This window comes from Maribacter sp. PR1 (genome assembly GCF_028464145.1).
In the GTDB taxonomy this organism is placed as follows: domain Bacteria; phylum Bacteroidota; class Bacteroidia; order Flavobacteriales; family Flavobacteriaceae; genus Maribacter.
In genome coordinates, this window is record NZ_JAQPCG010000007.1 from 36317 (window position 1) to 54375 (window position 18059).

The 18059-nt window shown below is 37.6% G+C and carries 17 protein-coding genes; 9 read left to right on the forward strand and 8 right to left on the reverse strand.

Annotated features, from left to right (window positions below):
- Positions 1-83: 83 nt before the first annotated feature.
- Complete coding sequence (locus PP182_RS14630; RefSeq protein WP_272652016.1) at positions 84-485, forward strand: STAS/SEC14 domain-containing protein; 402 nt, start codon at positions 84-86, stop codon at positions 483-485.
- On the opposite strand, the gene PP182_RS14635 is transcribed toward PP182_RS14630, so the two are convergent.
- Positions 486-2042, reverse strand: a complete 1557-nt coding sequence (locus PP182_RS14635; protein ID WP_272652017.1) for an NAD(P)H-hydrate dehydratase — start codon at positions 2040-2042, stop codon at positions 486-488. It lies immediately after the preceding gene.
- Between the two features lie 268 nt (positions 2043-2310).
- On the opposite strand from PP182_RS14635, the gene thrA reads away from it, so the two are divergent.
- The 3 genes from thrA to thrC are packed head-to-tail and all read left to right on the forward strand — an operon-like array spanning position 2311 to position 7008.
- Positions 2311-4752: a bifunctional aspartate kinase/homoserine dehydrogenase I gene (gene thrA, locus PP182_RS14640; RefSeq protein ID WP_272652018.1), complete on the forward strand. Its 2442-nt coding sequence runs from the start codon at positions 2311-2313 to the stop codon at positions 4750-4752.
- 2 nt (positions 4753-4754) lie between these two features.
- Positions 4755-5675, forward strand: coding sequence for a homoserine kinase (locus tag PP182_RS14645; protein WP_272652019.1), 921 nt, complete (start codon positions 4755-4757; stop codon positions 5673-5675).
- 37 nt (positions 5676-5712) lie between these two features.
- On the forward strand, positions 5713-7008 hold the full coding sequence (gene thrC, locus PP182_RS14650) for a threonine synthase (protein ID WP_272652020.1): 1296 nt from the start codon (positions 5713-5715) through the stop codon (positions 7006-7008).
- Here thrC and PP182_RS14655 read toward each other — a convergent pair.
- Positions 7005-8615, reverse strand: coding sequence for an aminopeptidase P family protein (locus PP182_RS14655; protein WP_272652021.1), 1611 nt, complete (start codon positions 8613-8615; stop codon positions 7005-7007). The two genes, thrC and PP182_RS14655, sit on opposite strands and share 4 nt — an antisense overlap.
- 123 nt (positions 8616-8738) lie before the next feature.
- Here PP182_RS14655 and gcvT point away from each other — a divergent pair, with 123 nt between their 5' ends.
- From gcvT to PP182_RS14680, 5 genes are all read left to right on the forward strand, one after another.
- Positions 8739-9824, forward strand: a complete 1086-nt coding sequence (gcvT, locus tag PP182_RS14660; protein ID WP_272652022.1) for a glycine cleavage system aminomethyltransferase GcvT — start codon at positions 8739-8741, stop codon at positions 9822-9824.
- Positions 9825-10739, forward strand: coding sequence for a glutaminase (locus PP182_RS14665; protein ID WP_272652023.1), 915 nt, complete (start codon positions 9825-9827; stop codon positions 10737-10739). It abuts the gene before it with no gap.
- A 1-nt stretch (position 10740) separates the two neighbouring features.
- On the forward strand, positions 10741-11562 hold the full coding sequence (locus tag PP182_RS14670) for a sugar nucleotide-binding protein (protein WP_272652024.1): 822 nt from the start codon (positions 10741-10743) through the stop codon (positions 11560-11562).
- A gap of 18 nt (positions 11563-11580) precedes the next feature.
- A complete protein-coding gene (locus PP182_RS14675; RefSeq protein WP_272652025.1) occupies positions 11581-11868 on the forward strand; it encodes a 4a-hydroxytetrahydrobiopterin dehydratase in 288 nt (95 codons plus the stop codon).
- 82 nt (positions 11869-11950) lie between these two features.
- A complete protein-coding gene (locus tag PP182_RS14680) occupies positions 11951-12661 on the forward strand; it encodes a YebC/PmpR family DNA-binding transcriptional regulator (RefSeq protein ID WP_272652026.1) in 711 nt (236 codons plus the stop codon).
- A gap of 123 nt (positions 12662-12784) precedes the next feature.
- Here the strand turns inward: PP182_RS14680 and PP182_RS14685 are convergent, their stop codons facing one another.
- From PP182_RS14685 to PP182_RS14710, 6 genes are all read right to left on the reverse strand, one after another.
- Positions 12785-13315, reverse strand: a complete 531-nt coding sequence (locus PP182_RS14685; protein ID WP_272652027.1) for a 1-acyl-sn-glycerol-3-phosphate acyltransferase — start codon at positions 13313-13315, stop codon at positions 12785-12787.
- A 38-nt stretch (positions 13316-13353) separates the two neighbouring features.
- Entirely contained in the window at positions 13354-14481 is a 1128-nt protein-coding gene (locus tag PP182_RS14690; protein ID WP_272652028.1) for an iron-containing alcohol dehydrogenase family protein, read from the reverse strand.
- A 9-nt stretch (positions 14482-14490) separates the two neighbouring features.
- The gene (locus PP182_RS14695; protein ID WP_272652029.1) at positions 14491-15189 is read right to left on the reverse strand and encodes an HAD family hydrolase; all 699 of its coding nucleotides are present in this window, start codon (positions 15187-15189) and stop codon (positions 14491-14493) included.
- Positions 15180-15893 (reverse strand): 3-deoxy-manno-octulosonate cytidylyltransferase, encoded by a 714-nt coding sequence (kdsB, locus tag PP182_RS14700; protein ID WP_272652316.1) that lies wholly within the window; start codon positions 15891-15893, stop codon positions 15180-15182. Before kdsB ends, PP182_RS14695 begins: the two co-directional genes overlap by 10 nt.
- A gap of 22 nt (positions 15894-15915) precedes the next feature.
- On the reverse strand, positions 15916-16485 hold the full coding sequence (locus PP182_RS14705; RefSeq protein ID WP_272652030.1) for a DUF4126 domain-containing protein: 570 nt from the start codon (positions 16483-16485) through the stop codon (positions 15916-15918).
- 76 nt (positions 16486-16561) lie between these two features.
- On the reverse strand, positions 16562-17995 hold the full coding sequence (locus PP182_RS14710; protein WP_272652031.1) for an ATP-dependent DNA helicase: 1434 nt from the start codon (positions 17993-17995) through the stop codon (positions 16562-16564).
- Positions 17996-18059: the final 64 nt, after the last annotated feature.

The window sequence follows — 18059 nt, forward strand, 5'->3', positions numbered from 1 at the left end:
GATATTTACGCGTTTAATCTAAAATTTTATCAAAACGGACCCAATAAAATTACTTTCGTCTTAGACACTATAATACTAATGAAATGAAGGTAGGATCTGTGAATAAAAAGATCATAGTACGTGAGTACAACCTGGAAGTTGGAAAAATTCAGGTTTTTGACGATTATATGGTATCGATTTTTGATGAAGGTGCCACGCTAACTTTAGAGAGGGCATATCAAATAATTGGAATTTCCGAAATCCACTTTAGAAATAAGAATTTTGGTTTTATAAGCCTAAGAAAAAATTCATATGCCATAGACCCCACAATTTATAATTATCTTAAAGAGCTAGAAAATCTTAAAGCTTTCGCAATCGTTTCCGTTAAGGAAATAGACATGCACAACTTTAAGATTGAGAAATTATTCTACAAAAAACCTATGAAGTTTTTTATCGAGTATGATAATGCATTAAAATGGGTAAAGCGCAGGATAAAAGGAAAGTAATTATTTTACATTCTCTTTTTTATCCTCCTCTTGCTGCTCCGAAACCTGTTCGGGCACTTTAAACAAGTCGATAAAAGCTTGCCCTAATCCATTTATGATATCCGAAGCTACTAGGGATTGATATCCTGTTTTCTCCAGGGCCAAATCACCTGATTTTCCATGAAGGTAAACACCAAAAATTGCTGCTTGCATATTGGTGTATCCCTGGGCTATTAGTCCCGTTATAACGCCCGTAAGGGTGTCACCGCTTCCCGCAGTGGCCATCCCAGGATTACCTGTCGTATTTATATATCCCTTACCTTGGTAAAAAGTTATGGTATGCGCTCCCTTTATGATGATGATGGTCTTGTATTTCTTAGAAAAGGCCTTTACTTTTTTTAACTTATCGAAATCATCTTTCCATTTACCTATCAGTCTTTCCAATTCCTTAGGATGTGGTGTTAAAATAGATTCTTCCGGAAGATACTTCAATGATTCCTTGTTTTTGGAAAGAATATTCAAAGCATCGGCATCTAAAACCAATGGTAACTTATTTACTTTTAAGAACTCGGTCAAGGCCTTCGCAGTCCTTTCCCCTATCCCCATTCCCATCCCAATACCAACAACAGTGGGTTTAATATCAAAATCAATGGTTTCTAGGGAAGTTTTACCATTGGTAAGTACCATAATCTCCGGCACTGAGGTTTGTAAAATTTGATAGCCACATTCGGGAATATAGGTAGTAACCAATCCACTACCTGATTTTAAAGCTGCTTTGCTGGACAAGGTTACAGCACCAATTTTCCCATAGCTTCCACCCACTATTAGAGCGTGGCCATAGGTACCTTTATGGGAATATTTGGTCCTGGGTCGGTAAAACTGTAAAACTTCACTTTTAGCTATTAAATCATATTCCGTTTCTTCCTTCATTAAAAATTCAGAATCCAAACCAATATCCAAAACCTCCCATTGCTCTACAAAAACTCCTGTCTGTGGTAAAAAAAATACCAATTTGGGCACTTGAAAACTTAGCACATAATTAGCTTTTATAACAGAATCTAAATTCTCTGGAACACAATTTGTAAAAAGCCCGGAAGGAATATCAACCGCCAGTATAAAAGCCTTTGAATCGTTCAGGTGACTAATGAGCTTGGTTACCCAATCGTCTGGAGTTCGGTTAAGCCCTATACCAAAGACGGCATCCACTATAATATCATCTTGACTAATATTAGGCAAATCACTTTTATCATCTAAGAATACAGGCCATATTTTACGATCTTTTAGCCTTTCCAAATTGACTAGAAAATCATTAGACCGCTTGTCACTATATTTCACCACATAAACTGCAATGTCGTAACCGTGCTCAAATAAATGTCTTGCCAAAGCGATACCATCACCCCCATTATTTCCTATTCCGCAGAACAAATGAATCTTAACTGGCGCTCCCTGCATCCTTACATGCATCCAGTTGAACATCTGGGTTGCCGCCCGCTCCATAAGTTCTTCACTCGAAATGTCCTGCTTTTCTAAGGTTGCTTTATCCGCTTTATATATTTGTTCTGCACTAAAAATCTTCATTTCTATTTTAAATTGAATTAAAAACTAACGATTCCGTAAAAATTTGTGGAAACATTTGAATAGCTAGCCAAATGTACTACTTTTGAGCCTCATCATTTTAACAATGAATTGTACAAGTAAGGACACATATTCAGTTTTTCTTACCTTAAGAATTAACTTTAATATAGTTAAAGTTATGTTCACCCCTAAGGGGTAAAAAATTATTCACTTCCGACCCTGTGTTTTATAACACCTTCTCCATTAAGCTAATATTCAAGTAATCCTATAAATGAAAATCTTAAAATTTGGTGGCTCCTCGGTAGCCAATCCTGAAAACATTATAAAAATCAAAAATATCTTGACATCCTATGAAGACAAGATAATCGTAGTTGTTTCAGCATTTGGTGGTGTTACGGACCAATTGATAAATGCCGGGGAATTAGCGGCATCACAGAATACAGCATATAAAAATACCCTCAAGGATTTAGAGACCAGACATTTAGACATGGTTAAGGAATTAATTCCGATTACTTTGCAAAGTAGCGTATTGAGTAAAGTAAAGACCGAATTAAATGTTTTGGAAACCTTATTGGAAGGAGCCTTTTTTATTGGTGAAATAACTCCTAAACTTTCAGATAAAATTGTAAGTTTTGGTGAGCTACTATCTTCTTATATTATTAGCGAAAACCTAGTTTCAGAAGGTCTAGACTGTGATTATAAGGATAGTAGGGAACTTATTAAAACTCTCAAAGTCGCTGGGAAAAATGTAGTTGATTTCGAAAGCACAAATACATATTGTAAGAGTTATTTTAATCAAAATGCTTCGGCCATAACTGTTTGCCCAGGTTTTATCGCTTCTTCCCATAATGGGGATATAACAACTTTGGGAAGAGGTGGCTCCGACTATTCCGCCGCTATATATGCAGCAGCTCTAGACGCCGATGTTTTAGAAATTTGGACAGATGTTAGTGGCATGTACACCGCAAATCCAAAAATGGTAAAACAAGCCAAGGCTATAACTCACATTTCCTATGAAGAGGCCATGGAGCTCTCGCATTTTGGAGCTAAAGTTTTGTATCCCCCGACCATACAGCCGGTATTATCCCAGGGAATTTCCATTATTATTAAAAACACGTTTAAACCTGAGGAAGCGGGAACCTTGATTACAAAATCCAAAAACAAGGGCGGGAAAACGGTAAGAGGTATTAGCCATATCGGCAATATGGCCCTATTGTCTTTAGAAGGACCTGGAATGGTAGGTATACCGGGGATTTCTAAAAGATTTTTTGAAGTACTGTCACAGGCAGATATAAGCGTGGTTCTTATCACGCAAGCATCTTCGGAACACTCTATATGTGTCGGAATTTCCTCCGATGACGTCGAAAAATCAGTAGAGGTAGTAAATGAGGCTTTTACCTATGAAATTGAACGCGGTAAAATAAAGAAGGTAATTCCAGAAAAAGGTTTGGCAATAGTGGCATTAGTAGGTGACAACATGAAAAGTCATCAAGGCCTGAGTGGAAAAATGTTCAGCACATTAGGTAAGAACAACGTAAATATTAGGGTTATTGCACAAGGAGCTTCAGAAAGGAATATTTCCTGTGTAATCAACGAAAAAGATGTAAAAAAGGCCCTTAATGCACTACATGAAGAGTTTTTTGAGGAAAACATAAAACAGCTTAACCTCTTTGTAATGGGTGTGGGTAACGTTGGGGCAAAATTCCTGAACCAAATTAATTCACAGGAAAAGTATTTAAAAAAGAATTTGAGACTTAATGTCCGTGTCGTTGGTATTTCCAATTCCCGTACTATGTTTTTTAATGAAAAAGGTATCAACCTTAACGATTGGAAAAATGAATTGGACAGTGGGGAAAAAGCTAATAAGGACCTATTTATTGAAAAAGTTAATGACCTAAATTTACGTAATAGTATTTTTGTAGATAATACGGCCAGTGAGGAAATCGCTAGGACTTATAAATCATTTTTGGGCAATAGTATTTCAGTGGTGACTTGTAATAAAATAGCATGCTCCTCAGCGTATGATAATTATGCAAGTCTAAAATCATTGGCTAGGGAATATAACGCGCCTTTCCTTTTTGAGACGAATGTAGGTGCGGGCCTACCGATTATAGATACCTTAAAAAACTTGATTGCCTCCGGAGATAAAATTCTTAAAATACAAGCCGTTTTATCAGGTAGTCTAAATTTTGTATTCAACAATTTCGACGACACAACAACCTTTCATGATATTGTTAAACAAGCACAAGAGGAAGGTTATACGGAGCCCGATCCAAAAATTGACCTTAGTGGAATCGATGTAATGCGTAAAATATTAATCCTAGCTAGGGAAAGCGGACATATGTTGGAAATTAAGGACATTAAGAACGATTCATTTTTGCCACAAGAAAGTTTGGCCACAAACAATAATGAAGCCTTTTTTGAGTCACTCGTAAAATATGAGGACGATTTCCAAAAAATCTACGGTGATGCAAAAGCAAAAAACAGCAGGTTAAAATATGTAGCACAGTTTGAAAATGGACAAGCCAGTGTAGGGTTACAAGAAATTCCCAAGGGGCATGATTTCTATAATTTGGAAGGAAGTGACAATGTCGTTTTATTTTATACGGAGCGTTATCCCAATCTGCCTTTAATCATTAAGGGTGCTGGGGCCGGAGCAGAAGTTACGGCATCAGGTATCTTTGCGGATATAATTAGAATAGGTAATTTTTGATTATGGAAAAAATCAAGGTATTTTGCCCTGCCACCATTGCCAATATTTCATGTGGATTTGATGTACTGGGCGTAGCTTTGGATGCCGTCGGAGATGAAATGGTAGTAAGAAAGGTTGATAAAAAGGGGATTTCGATAACGAAAGTAGTTGGACAGGAACTACCCTTAGAAACAGAAAAAAATGTGGCCGGTGTCGCTGGGCTTGAATTTTTGAAAGCATCTGATTATTCTGGAGGTTTTGAAATTGAAATCTATAAAAAAATAAAACCAGGAAGTGGTATTGGTAGTAGTGCGGCCAGTTCAACAGGAGCCGTTTGGGGGATGAACCATTTGTTGGGAAATCCCTTTTCTAAAACAGAATTGGTGACTTTTGCCATGGAGGGTGAAAGGCTAGCAAGCGATGTTGCACATGCAGATAATGTAGCTCCTGCCCTATTCGGCGACTTTACTTTGGTAAGAAGTTATACCCCTTTGGATATCGTGCCAATAAAAGCACCGAGTGAATTATATGCCACTGTCATACATCCACAAATAGAGATAAAAACATCTGATTCCAGAAAAATTCTTAAGACTACTTTATCCATGGAAACGGCAATAAAACAATGGGGAAATGTTGGTGGTTTAATTGCTGGGCTTTTACAGAATGATTATGAACTAATCGGTCGTTCTTTGGAAGACCATATTGTAGAGCCTATACGATCCATTCTTATACCCGGTTTTGACATAGTTAAAAATGCATCGCTTCAAGCTGGAGCTCTCGGAGCAGGGATTTCCGGTTCTGGGCCTTCCATATTTGCTTTTAGTAAGGGCTTGGAAATTGCTCAAAAAGTTGCTATTGCCATGGCTGAAGTATACGATAAGATAGGTATTGAATATGATGTACATGTTTCCAAAATAAATCAACAAGGAATTAAAATTCTTTAAAAGGAATTGTATACTCAATCTTAAAAATAAAAGCACGTTGGAATTTTATAGTTTAAACAAAAAAGCCCCTAAGGTTTCTTTCAAAGAGGCTGTAATCAATGGTATCGCTCCGGATAAAGGCCTTTATTTCCCTGAAAATATCGAGCCTCTACCAAACAGTTTCTTTGAAAAAATAGAAGAGTTATCAAACCTTGAAATTGCTTTTAACGCCATACATCAATTCGTTAGCGATGAAATTCCGAATGATGTTCTTCTAGAAATTTTAAAAAATACGTTGGACTTCGAATTTCCAGTGATAGAAATAGAAAACAATATCGCTACGTTAGAACTTTTTCATGGTCCAACCATGGCATTTAAAGATGTTGGCGCTCGTTTTATGGCGCAATGCCTAGGTTATTTTTCTAAGGATCAAAAGAATGAGGTAACTGTATTGGTGGCGACCTCCGGAGATACCGGTGGTGCCGTAGCGAACGGATTTTTAGGTGTAAAAGGTGTAAAAGTTGTTATACTTTACCCCAGTGGAAAAGTAAGTGACATCCAGGAAAGACAACTTACAACATTAGGAAAAAATATTACGGCGTTAGAGGTGGATGGCACTTTTGATGATTGCCAGGCCATGGTCAAAAAAGCATTTTTGGATGAAACACTTTTAAAGGAAATGAAACTGACATCGGCGAACTCCATTAACGTTGCCCGTTGGCTACCACAACTCTTTTATTTTTTGTTTGCCTACAAACAGGTGAAATCAGTTAATAAAGAGATTGTTTTTTCCGTTCCCTCAGGCAATTTTGGAAATATTTGTGCAGGTATGGTTGCGCAAAGATTAGGTATGCCAGTAAAACATTTTATTGCCGCAACCAATGTAAATGATACAGTGCCGGAGTTTATGAGAACGCAATCCTATAAACCTAAACCTTCTACGACTACGATCTCGAATGCCATGGACGTTGGGGATCCAAGTAACTTTGTTAGGATAAGACATCTGTTCCAAGATGATTTTAATAGACTTAAAGATCATCTTTCCTCCTACTCCTTCAATGACCTGGAAACAAAAAAAGCGCTTTTGGAAATTTATGAGTCCAGCGGTTATTGCGCGGACCCGCACGGGACAGTAGGTTATTTAGGGTTGAAAAAATATCAGGAAAACCACCCGAATACGTATGGCATATTCTTGGAAACGGCACATCCTGTAAAGTTTTTGGATGTGGTGGAAGAAACCATAGGGAAAAAGCTCCCACTACCTCCACAAATTCAAAAAGTAATGAATAAGGAAAAAAAGTCCCTTAAAATAAAGACCTATTCAGATTTAAATTATTTTTTGTTAAACCGTTAATCCAACTTGGGCAGTTTAAAATCATCCAAGGGACTCGGTTGTTTCATCATTGCCTCGATAGCCTCAGTGGTTCTAGGTGCCATTGCCGATAAATTTTCTGGACCATTTTCGGTAATCAGGATGTCATCTTCTATACGCACAGCAATACCCCACCATTTTTTATCGCAATCGCTGCCTTCCGGAATATAAATACCAGGTTCAACCGTAATGACCGTATTATGCTGAAATGGCCTATACGTTCCTTGATCGTGGACATCCAAACCTAAATAGTGGGAAGTTCCATGCGGAAAGTAAGTTCTGGCTTCGCTAGACTCCGTTATAATTCCCAGTTTCATTAAACCATCTTCGACTACTTTTAAAGCGGCTTTTCCAGGGGCCTGAAAAGGTGCCCCTACAACACTTGCTTTTATTCCTGCTTCTTGAGCTTCATAGACAATATCGTAAATGGCCTTTTGCTCCGGTGTAAATTTCCCGTTAGCAGGAATGGTTCGGGTAACATCTGCCGTATATCCATGGTACTCTGCTCCTAAATCCATCAATACCAAATCATTGCCCACTTCCGGTTTACTATTTTCTATATAATGTAGAATACATCCATTGTTTCCGCCGCCCACAATAGATGGGTATCCTTCATACTCCGCACCATATTTTTTATATACATATTCGTGGACGCCTTGGATTTCGGTTTCTGACATATTAGGGTGCATGGCCTTCATAACTTCTATTTGACCTACCGAAGAAATTTCAATGGCCTTTTTAAGAAGCTTCATCTCCTCCGAGGTTTTGGTTTCGCGCATGGTACTCATAATTTCTGCAATCATGCTAGAGTCTAAATTATTAGAGGATAGCGCTAGGTTTACCTTTTCCTTCACTTCCAGCCTATCGGAATCATCCGGGGCATTTACAAAATCCACCAAAAACTCATCACGCTGTAAGTTTTCATAACGTTCTAGGTACCTACTAACCATCTTTGCCACTTCGGCTGTATTATCTGGTTTTGCTGCATTTATCATTGAATAAAGTCGCTGCCTTATAGGGTCATAATCCGAAGGATAATTGGCCTTCATCTTAAAAGTCTTTATTAAATCGAATAAATCTGCATCGCCCCTATTATCTCGGTAATCATTCTCGAAATCAAAGAAAGAAACCAATTCAAAAGAACTTAAATCTATGGGTAAGTTTACAAAGTCTTCCCCATTGAAAACCATATCAAAACCTAAATTATTCTTAACCCCTTCTACCCCTAGGCGCTTTCCCGTCCACTGTTCCTCTCTGGCGTTTCGCTTTTGTACATATATCAATTCATCAAATTTGTTACCCTTATCATTTATTTGTGAATCCGAAAAAATTAAAAGAACCGCATTTGGCTCTTTATACCCTGTCAAATAATAAAAGTTTGGATCTTGGTGATATACATAGTCGACATCGTTCGCCCTATTTCTTTCCGCATTGGAAAAAAACACCAATACACTATTAGGAGACATCAGCTCGCGCACCTTTTCCCTTCTTTCTTTATGAAAGTCCGAGGTCAAATAGTCTTGTGGAATATCTTGTCCCGCTGTTATTAGAGAAAAGAGATATGCTATTAATAAAAGAGGTGCTTTCATATACTTCAATTAAACCATGTAATATGCTCGGTCAAGTTAAAACAAAATTTAAGTAAATCATAAGAAGACCTACCAATGTTATCCTATTTAATTCTATAAATTTGCGATTCACAAAATACTGTTATGAAAAATACCGCCCTATCACAAACACACGAGAATTTGGGAGCTAAAATGGTTCCCTTTGCTGGTTATAATATGCCTGTTTCCTATGAAGGTGTAAATGCAGAACATGAAACGGTTAGAAAAGCCGTTGGTGTCTTCGATGTTTCGCATATGGGTGAGTTTTTAATTAGTGGCCCTAATGCTTTAAATCTTATCCAAAAAGTGACTTCCAACGATGCGTCTAAATTAACTATTGGGAGAGCACAATATAGTTGCCTACCCAATGAAACAGGCGGAATCGTAGATGACCTTATTGTATATAAGGTAAAAGAAGAACAATATTTGTTAGTTGTAAATGCCTCGAATATTGAGAAGGATTGGGAGCATATTTCTAAATACAACTCCGATTTTAATGCAGAAATGCGTAATCTATCGGAAGATTATTCGTTATTGGCCATTCAAGGTCCAAAAGCTGTTGAAGCAATGCAGTCCTTGACTTCCATTGACTTATCGGCTATAAAATTCTATCATTTTGAGGTTGCCGATTTTGCCGGAATTGAATATGTTATTATTTCAGCTACTGGATATACAGGCTCTGGTGGTTTTGAAATTTATTGTAAAAACAGTGAAATACAGCAAATTTGGGACAAGGTTTTCGAGGCTGGGTCGGACTTTGGCATAAAACCGATCGGTCTTGCCGCTAGGGATACATTACGCCTAGAAATGGGCTATTGCCTCTATGGCAATGATATAAATGACGGAACCTCCCCAATCGAAGCCGGTCTTGGATGGATTACAAAATTTACAAAGGATTTTGTTAATAGTGAGGCCCTGGAAAAAGAAAGGCAACATGGTCCTGAAAAAAAATTGATTGCTTTTGAATTGGACGAAAGGGGAATTCCCAGACAAGGGTATGACATTGTAGATGGTCAAGGCAAAAAAATGGGTATGGTCACTTCTGGAACCATGTCACCCTCTTTAGGAAAAGGAATTGGTTTAGGCTATGTTCCAACTGTATTTTCAGAGATTGGTAGTAAAATCAACATACAAATACGTAAAAACGCTGTGCCTGCCACGGTAGTTAAACTTCCGTTTTACAAAGGTTAAATGCCAGATTTCAATACTATTTTAAATACCGTTTTTCAAGAGGTTACAAACCAACCTGATACAGGTAAGGTGGCCACATATATCCCAGAATTGGCATGCATAGACATTGAAAAATTTGGAATTCATTTATTGGATATTGATAAGAATGAATATAATGTGGGTGATTCCCAAGAGCGTTTCTCCATTCAAAGTATTTCCAAGGTCCTCACATTGTCCATGGCTATGAATCTAATCGGGGAAAAAGTTTGGGATCGTTTGGATGTGGAACCCTCTGGAGATCCATTTAACCATTTGTCCCTTTTGGAGCAGGAGAATGGAATACCGAGAAACCCGCTAATAAATGCAGGAGCGATTGTCATCGCTGATATTCTGGTTAGTGAACTAAAAAATCCTAAAAGGGAATTTTTGGAATTTGTTAGGCAAATAAGTGGAGACACCTCTATCGCTTATGATGAACATGTAGCTAATTCTGAAAAAGCAACAGGGTTCAAAAATTATGCAGCTGCCAACCTGCTAAAGTCCTACGACAATCTTAAAAATGATGTTTTAGAAGTTTTGGATTTTTACTTTTACCAGTGCTCCTTATCCATGTCCTGTTCCCAATTGTGTGACACGTTCTATCTTTTCATAAATCGGGGTAAATGTAAACGTCAACAAGATTTTTTAACTGTAAATCAGGTAAAAAGAATTAATGCCCTCATGTTAACCTGTGGCTTTTATGACGAGGCAGGTGAATTTGCCTTTAGAGTTGGCCTTCCCGGAAAAAGTGGAGTTGGAGGGGGCATTGTGGCCTTGTTACCCAAAAAATTTTGTGTGGCAGTTTGGTCTCCAGGCCTGAACAAAAAAGGAAACTCCACCAGGGGGATGGCGGTATTGGAAAGACTAACTACATTATCCGATTTATCAATTTTCTAGTTTGGAAAAGAAAAAGGTCTTAATATTAGGAGGAAGCGGTTTCCTGGGTAACGCTATTTACAAGGAACTTTGTAATTATTTTGATACGTATGGTACCTATTTCCATTCTAGAAGGTCCTTTGAAAGGAATAAGCAGTTTTTTCAATTTAATTTGGAAGAAGATGACATTTTCGAAATTCTGGAATCAGTAAAACCCCAAGTAATCATTTCTTCTTTAAGGGGTAATTTTGCAGCTCAAATTATAGCCCATCAACATTTGGTGGAATATATAGGACGCAACGATTGTAAGCTTTATTTCCTTTCTTCAGCGAATGTTTTTGATGCCTACAGTAAGTACCCTTCCTACGAAAATGACAAAACCCTTTCGGAAAGTATTTATGGGAGGTTAAAAATTAAAATAGAGAATATGTTGATGCGTCTACCTAAGGGAAAAATGGGTATTTTAAGAATACCTATGGTCTTTGGAAATAGCTCTCCTCGCATTAAACAAATGAAAGATTTGATTTTGAACAACGAACCGGTTGAAGTTTTTCCTAACTTAATATTAAATGTTACTAATGATAACAAGCTAACCCAACAAATTCATTATCTTATCAATAGAAACAAAACAGGTATATTTCATCTTGGTAGTACTGATTTAGTTCATCATGAAGACTTTGTAAAAGAAGTTTTGGAACGTGTCGGCAAATTCAACCCTATTATTAAAAGAGTTTATACAACGAACGAGGATAGGTATTTAGCCGTCTTACCAAAATCGAACAATCTCCCAAAGAACTTAAGATTTACGTACCAAGATATTATTGACCATCATATTTTGAAATAAATTTTAAAAACTTAACTCATGGAAAAATTTACAGATAAACAAATAGAAGATTACTTAGGCCAATTAGATGGCTGGGAATATGTAGACGGAGCAATTGAGACCACTTTTGAATTTAAGGATTTTAAAGAGGCATTTTCCGTTATGACAAGAATTGCCTTTGAGTGTGAAGCTCAGGGTCATCATCCAGACTGGAGCAATGTATACAAAACAGTAAATATTAGGTTAAGCACGCATGATGCCAATGGAGTTACGGAAAAGGATTTTGAACTTGCTAGAAGTATCGAAGATATCGTTGAAAGTGATTGATTACTCCTAACAGCATTTTAGAATTCAGTTCCAACATTTACGAATTTTGTTAAATTTGCTTGCATTAAATTAGAATAAGATTATGGGAAGAGCTTTTGAGTTTAGAAAAGCACGTAAAATGAAAAGATGGGCGGCAATGTCCAAGGCATTTACTCGCATTGGTAAAGATATTGTAATGGCGGTAAAAGAGGGAGGACCAGATCCAGATGCAAATTCTAGATTGAGAGCCGTTATACAAAATGCAAAGGCAGTGAACATGCCCAAGGATAATATTGAGCGTGCTATAAAAAGAGCGAGCGACAAAAGTCTTGGGGATTTTAAAGAAGTACTTTTTGAAGGATATGCCCCCCACGGTATTGCCATATTAATTGAAACGGCGACGGATAATAACACTAGAACCGTTGCCAATATCAGAAGTTATTTTAATAAATGTGACGGTAGTTTAGGAACTTCGGGGTCGGTGGAGTTCATGTTTGACCATACCTGTAACTTTAGGATTCCAGCAGAAGGTATAGACCCCGAAGAATTGGAATTGGAAATGATTGATTTTGGTGCCGAAGAAGTTTTTGTGGACGATGATGGTATACTTATTTATGCCCCATTTGAGAGTTTTGGTGCCATACAAAAAGAATTGGAGAATAGAAATATTGAAATACTTTCCTCTGGATTTGAACGTATTCCACAAGTTACGAAGGCATTAAACGAAGAGGAAGCTGCCGATGTAGAAAAACTTCTTGAGAAGATAGAAGAAGATGATGACGTGCAGAACGTTTATCATACTATGGAGGAGTAGTACTGATGTAGGAAATTGAGTGCCGCTTTTAATTAGTGAAATGTATTTTAATAATTACGAAATTATGTCAAAGTAAAAAAGTGAATATTCATACAAACATGATGTTGTTTACTTTGACATAATCTATCTCGTTTTGCCCATTACACCTTCATAAAATTGGGCATAGGTTTTAAAATCAGTCTCGATATTATTTGTTAGCCATTTAGGTTCGGATACCTTAATCTCCTTTTTTCCAAAATCAAAAGCTACCAAAACAATGGGAACCTCAGCTTGTTTAGCAATGTAATAGAATCCTGTCTTCCATTTTTCCACCTTTTTTCGGGTGCCTTCCGGTGAAAGGGCTAATCTGAATTTTTTCCGTTCCTTAAAAATTTTAACCGTCGCACTAACCGTATCACTATTCTTACTTCGGTCTATCGGAGCCCCGCCTGTCCATCTAAAAAACCAGCCAAAAGGAGAATCGAACAAACTTTTTTTGCCAATGTAATTGATTTCTTCGTTCCACACTTTTCGAATAATGAGTCCTAATAAAAAATCCCACCAACTGGTATGTGGTACAACAATGATGACACATTTATCCAAATGGGATGGGAAGTCTCCACTTACCGTCCAGCCCATAAGCTTAAAATAGATGAACTTGGCAAATTTTTGCATTGTACTATTTAAATGGTAAATAATATGAAGGTTTTGGCCTATATCTTTTTGAATATAGCCCTTAATTTTCCGGGTGTAATAATTGAACGCCAATGGTCTCCCAAGGCATTTTCCCATAATGGCTCCATACCCATAGCTACAGTAATCATGGCATCCAATTCACCTTCCTTGAGATTTTTGCAAACTCCTTTGGGTAATTCAATTTGATGCTTCTCCTTCATCTTATTAAAAAGCGCAACACCTTCTGGATAGAACTCTTCCAAGTACTGAAAAACTAGACAATTTCCTAAACCGTGCTTAACCCCCAATTGATATCCCAATCCATAGCTCATGGCATGCGCTACACCTACTTGGGAATATGCAATGCTCATACCTCCATGCCACGAGGCCATCATTAGCTTGTCCCTAGATTCTTTTTCAGTCAAATCATTAAGAAAGACTTCTTTACAAAGTTCTAAAGCTTTTTCGCCATAGCTCTGGCTAAATGCATTTAGATAGGTGCCGTTTAAACTTTCTATACAATGAATAAAACAGTCCATCCCGGTATAGAACCATTGTTCCTTGGACACACCTTTTGTCAATTCAGGGTCTAATATCACTTGATCAAACGTGGTATAATCCGAGTTAATTCCTAATTTTTTTTCAGGTCCCAGAAGTACAGTAGTTCTAGATACCTCAGCACCCGTACCACTTATGGTTGGTATTCCTACATGGTATATTGATTTTCTTTGAACCAAATCCCAACCTTGATAATCTGCTGCACTGCCTTCATTGCTAATCAAAATGGCAACCGCTTTAGCTAAATCCAATAGTGTACCACCTCCAATACCAATCACCCCTGTAGGTTGCTCCGAGTAATTCTCCCTAATCATTTTCACCAAAGCATCAACTTGAGCTGTTTTTGGTTCTTCATCAGCGGAAACAAAAATTATCTGATCGCAAAACACCTGTGGAATTCTTGTAGGTAACTCTGACCCTTCAAAAACGTCATCAACCAAAAAGATAACAGGAGCTTCGGAATTCTTTCTTTTTTCCAGAAGTATGTCCCCTAATTGATCAAAACTTCCACTACCGAAAACAACCCTTGGAACCATAGGAAAGTTTCTATACTTTTCCGAAGCCCTGGTGGGAATATTTTTTAGTGTTATATCCTTTTTTATTTCCATTGATTCATTTTAAAGGTACTTGAGGATATCCGTCAGTTTTGAAACGGTAATATATCCTTCTTTCTCTTTTGGTTCTTCTACTTCCTCATGTTTCCAAGTTGTATGAAAAGGTACATGGACCGCCTTAGCACCGATATTTACTAAAGGCAGCACATCAGATTTTAAAGAATTGCCAATCATAAGAAAATTTTTCACATCTATTTCCAAATGGTCCAACAAATCCTGATAATTCTTCTCCTTCTTGTCACTAAGGACTTCTACATGATGGAAGTATTCGGACAAGTTTGACCTACCAAGTTTTCTCTCTTGGTCCAATAAGTCTCCTTTCGTCAAAACTATCAATCTATATTTTCCTTCCAACCCATCCAAAACCTCCACTACACCATCTAAAATTTCAACAGGATGGGCTATCATATTTTTTCCTAGATTTATGATTTCAGATAATGTCTTTTGAGAAATTTCATTATTCGAAAGTTCCAAGGCCGCTTCTATCATCGAAAGCATAAAGCCTTTTATTCCATAACCATAGAGCTCCAAATTCTTCATTTCCATCCTAAACAGCTCTTGGTCTATTTTATTTTTGGTTTCATAAGGTTCCAAGAGCTCTGCAAATCTTTCTTCGGCATCCCTAAAATAGGTTTCATTAACCCAAAGTGTATCATCAGCATCAAAGCCTACGACTTTTATCTCCTCAAGACTTATTTCCATGCTGCCTGTGCCTTTTCCAAATCCTCTGGCGTATCAATTTCTATACCGGTAACCGTCGTTTCCACCATTTTAATTTTCTTTCCATATTCCAAATATCTTATAGCCTCTATTTTCTCGGTTGCTTCCAATTGCAACATAGGCAGTCTTTGAAAATCCATCAATGCTCTTTTTCTAAAAGCATAAATTCCTTTGTGTTTGTAGTACACCGTATCATCTCCCTTTGCCCTGGGATATGGGATGGGCGACCTAGAAAAGTAAAGTGCAAAATTTTCATGATCAACAATAACCTTTACGGTATTTGGGTTTTTTATCTCTTCCTCATCCTTTATTCTAACCATTAAAGAGGCCAAATCTATTTCTTTTTCCTTATCGTTCTTAAAAACATCGATTACCCCGGCAAGGCTTTCCCTATCGGTAAAGGGTTCATCGCCTTGTACGTTTACAATAATATCGGCATCCATATCCGTTACGGCCTCGGCAATTCTATCGCTTCCACAATCGTGTTCTTTCTTGCTCTTCAGGGCTTTACCTCCTTCTGCCTTTATGGTATCAAATATTACATCACTATCCGTAACGACATAAACGGCATCAAAAAGTCCAGTCTTCACCGCCGCCTGGTAAGTACGAACAATTACGGGTTTACCAGAAAGATCTTGCATCAATTTTGCAGGGAATCTTGAAGCTGCGTATCGGGCCGGTATCATGGCTATAATCTTCACGTAATTTTTAAGTTTTTGCTTTAGGTCTTAAACTTCTATAAATCCTAAAAATAATTATTAAAATAATGATGACCAGAACGGCAGCCAGTATTGGAGCGAAAATTGAGGCTATACTCACTACGGTTGCCGTTCCTGTTTCCACAACAGCAAATACAGGGTTAGCCAATCCTCCAGTAGTTGTTGAAGACACCATTCTACCTGTTGCTCCTGCTCCCCGAATTGCAGTTGCCGTACCTCCACCTGCAATTATAGCCAAAGACCATGTTACAACAGGATCCAAATTGGCCACTGTAGAAACCATTACCGCCGTACCGGCAATTGCAGCCAACGGAACTGCAAAACTATCCAATAAATTATCGACCCATGGAATAAAATAGGCAAAGATTTCGACCAAAGTAGCGACCCCTAACGTAATGAGGGCAGCCAAACTTCCAATCCATTGCCAATTTTCATTTAGTGCCCAAACGTCGAAATAGGCAGCCAAACTTAATGCGAACAATGGTAAGAAAACCCTAAATCCGACAGATGCGGCTAGTCCTACTCCCAAAAAAATACTTATTATGGTTTCTGAGGTCATAAATTCTGTTTTCAACCGAATAAGAGATCTAAATATTCAACGATTCTTCAAATTCCTCTACTAATGTACTTTTTTCCTATTCAAGAAAAAAATCACTTTTGAAGCCTATTAAATACAGTTTTTCCTTAGCTCTTGTTATTGCTGTATATAACCACCGGAGATATTCCCGATCTGGGCCATTTGGAAGATAGGGCTGCTCCACAAACACTGTGTTCCATTGTCCACCTTGGGACTTATGACAAGTTATTGCATAGGAGAATTTTACCTGAAGTCCATTAAAGTATTTGTTGTTCTTTACTCCCAAGAATTTTTTGTACTTAGATTTTTCGTTAGCATAGTCTTTCATTACCTCTTGATAGAGTCGATTACCATCTTCATAAGAAAGTGATGGGGATTCTGCTTTTATGGTATCCAATAAAAGAACGGTTTCAAAAGGTTTCATATTAGGATAATCCACCATTTGAACTTTTACTTCTGCGAATTTAAAACCATACAAATCTTTAAAGGCGAAGATTTCCAAAATTTCTATAATATCGCCATTGGCTATAAATCCTGCTTCCGAATTTGGTTTAAGCCAGAAGTAATTATTTTTAACGACCATCATGAAATCGCCTGGAGCCAATTCATGTTCTAAGAATAGTATGCGCTCCCTAATATTAAGGTTATAAAGGTTTGCCCGCTTATTTGACCTAACGATGATAGCAGTCTCTTCCTTTCCGTTTTGGGAATAAGATTCGTCTATGGCCTCTTGTATGTCGTGTCCATCTATCAGCCGTACAATATCCGTGTAAGATGAAACATCAAACTTAAAGCGATCAAAATAATCTCCATTTAATTGTTCTCGCAACATAGTTGCATTCACTAAAATACCGGAATCCTCGGCTTGACGTACAACTTCATCCAACTCCAATCGTTCCACCTCCTTATTATAATTTAATGCAAGTTTATCCTCATCCAAAGCAGGGCTTAACTCCAAATGCACTGGTGGTAGTTGCGCAGTATCCCCAATTAAAAGTAATTTACAATTATGACCTGAGTATACAAACATGAGCAGATCATCCAAGAGAGAACCATTCTCAAATAACTTGGAATCTGCAGGCGTATCCGGAATCATGGATGCCTCGTCCACAATAAAAAGGGTATCCCTATGCTTATTTGGCGCCATAACGAACTGGACGCCACCCCCACTTTGTTTTTTCGGAAAATAGATTTTCCTATGTATCGTATACGCCTGTGTTTTGGAATAGTTGGACATTACTTTGGCCGCCCTACCCGTTGGTGCCATTAAAACGGATTTCATGCCTGTTTTCCACAAACACTTTACCAAAGTACCTACCAAAGTTGTTTTTCCGGTACCCGCAAAACCTTTAAGCACGAAAACTTCGTCCTTCTTTTTTGACAATGTAAAACTGGACAGTTTTTCAAGGGCAATCTCTTGCTTAAGTGTAGGTTTATGTGGAAACTTGGTTTCCAACTCTTTAAAGAAAGCAGTGGGCGTCTGTATTTTCATGGAACCCCAAATATAACAGGATTTTTAGGGGAAAAACTTTTGCGATTAAAAAAAAATTGTAGAT

What these genes read in the sequence shown, in the direction of transcription:
- PP182_RS14630 (WP_272652016.1), top strand. Translation starts at nt 84, where the DNA reads ATGAAGGTAGGATCTGTGAATAAAAAGATCATAGTACGTGAGTACAAC.
- PP182_RS14635 (WP_272652017.1), bottom strand. Translation starts at nt 2,042, where the DNA reads ATGAAGATTTTTAGTGCAGAACAAATATATAAAGCGGATAAAGCAACC.
- thrA (WP_272652018.1), top strand. Translation starts at nt 2,311, where the DNA reads ATGAAAATCTTAAAATTTGGTGGCTCCTCGGTAGCCAATCCTGAAAAC.
- PP182_RS14645 (WP_272652019.1), top strand. Translation starts at nt 4,755, where the DNA reads ATGGAAAAAATCAAGGTATTTTGCCCTGCCACCATTGCCAATATTTCA.
- PP182_RS14655 (WP_272652021.1), bottom strand. Translation starts at nt 8,615, where the DNA reads ATGAAAGCACCTCTTTTATTAATAGCATATCTCTTTTCTCTAATAACA.
- gcvT (WP_272652022.1), top strand. Translation starts at nt 8,739, where the DNA reads ATGAAAAATACCGCCCTATCACAAACACACGAGAATTTGGGAGCTAAA.
- PP182_RS14665 (WP_272652023.1), top strand. Translation starts at nt 9,825, where the DNA reads ATGCCAGATTTCAATACTATTTTAAATACCGTTTTTCAAGAGGTTACA.
- PP182_RS14675 (WP_272652025.1), top strand. Translation starts at nt 11,581, where the DNA reads ATGGAAAAATTTACAGATAAACAAATAGAAGATTACTTAGGCCAATTA.
- PP182_RS14680 (WP_272652026.1), top strand. Translation starts at nt 11,951, where the DNA reads ATGGGAAGAGCTTTTGAGTTTAGAAAAGCACGTAAAATGAAAAGATGG.
- PP182_RS14685 (WP_272652027.1), bottom strand. Translation starts at nt 13,315, where the DNA reads ATGCAAAAATTTGCCAAGTTCATCTATTTTAAGCTTATGGGCTGGACG.
- PP182_RS14690 (WP_272652028.1), bottom strand. Translation starts at nt 14,481, where the DNA reads ATGGAAATAAAAAAGGATATAACACTAAAAAATATTCCCACCAGGGCT.
- PP182_RS14695 (WP_272652029.1), bottom strand. Translation starts at nt 15,189, where the DNA reads ATGGAAATAAGTCTTGAGGAGATAAAAGTCGTAGGCTTTGATGCTGAT.
- kdsB (WP_272652316.1), bottom strand. Translation starts at nt 15,893, where the DNA reads ATGATACCGGCCCGATACGCAGCTTCAAGATTCCCTGCAAAATTGATG.
- PP182_RS14705 (WP_272652030.1), bottom strand. Translation starts at nt 16,485, where the DNA reads ATGACCTCAGAAACCATAATAAGTATTTTTTTGGGAGTAGGACTAGCC.
- PP182_RS14710 (WP_272652031.1), bottom strand. Translation starts at nt 17,995, where the DNA reads ATGAAAATACAGACGCCCACTGCTTTCTTTAAAGAGTTGGAAACCAAG.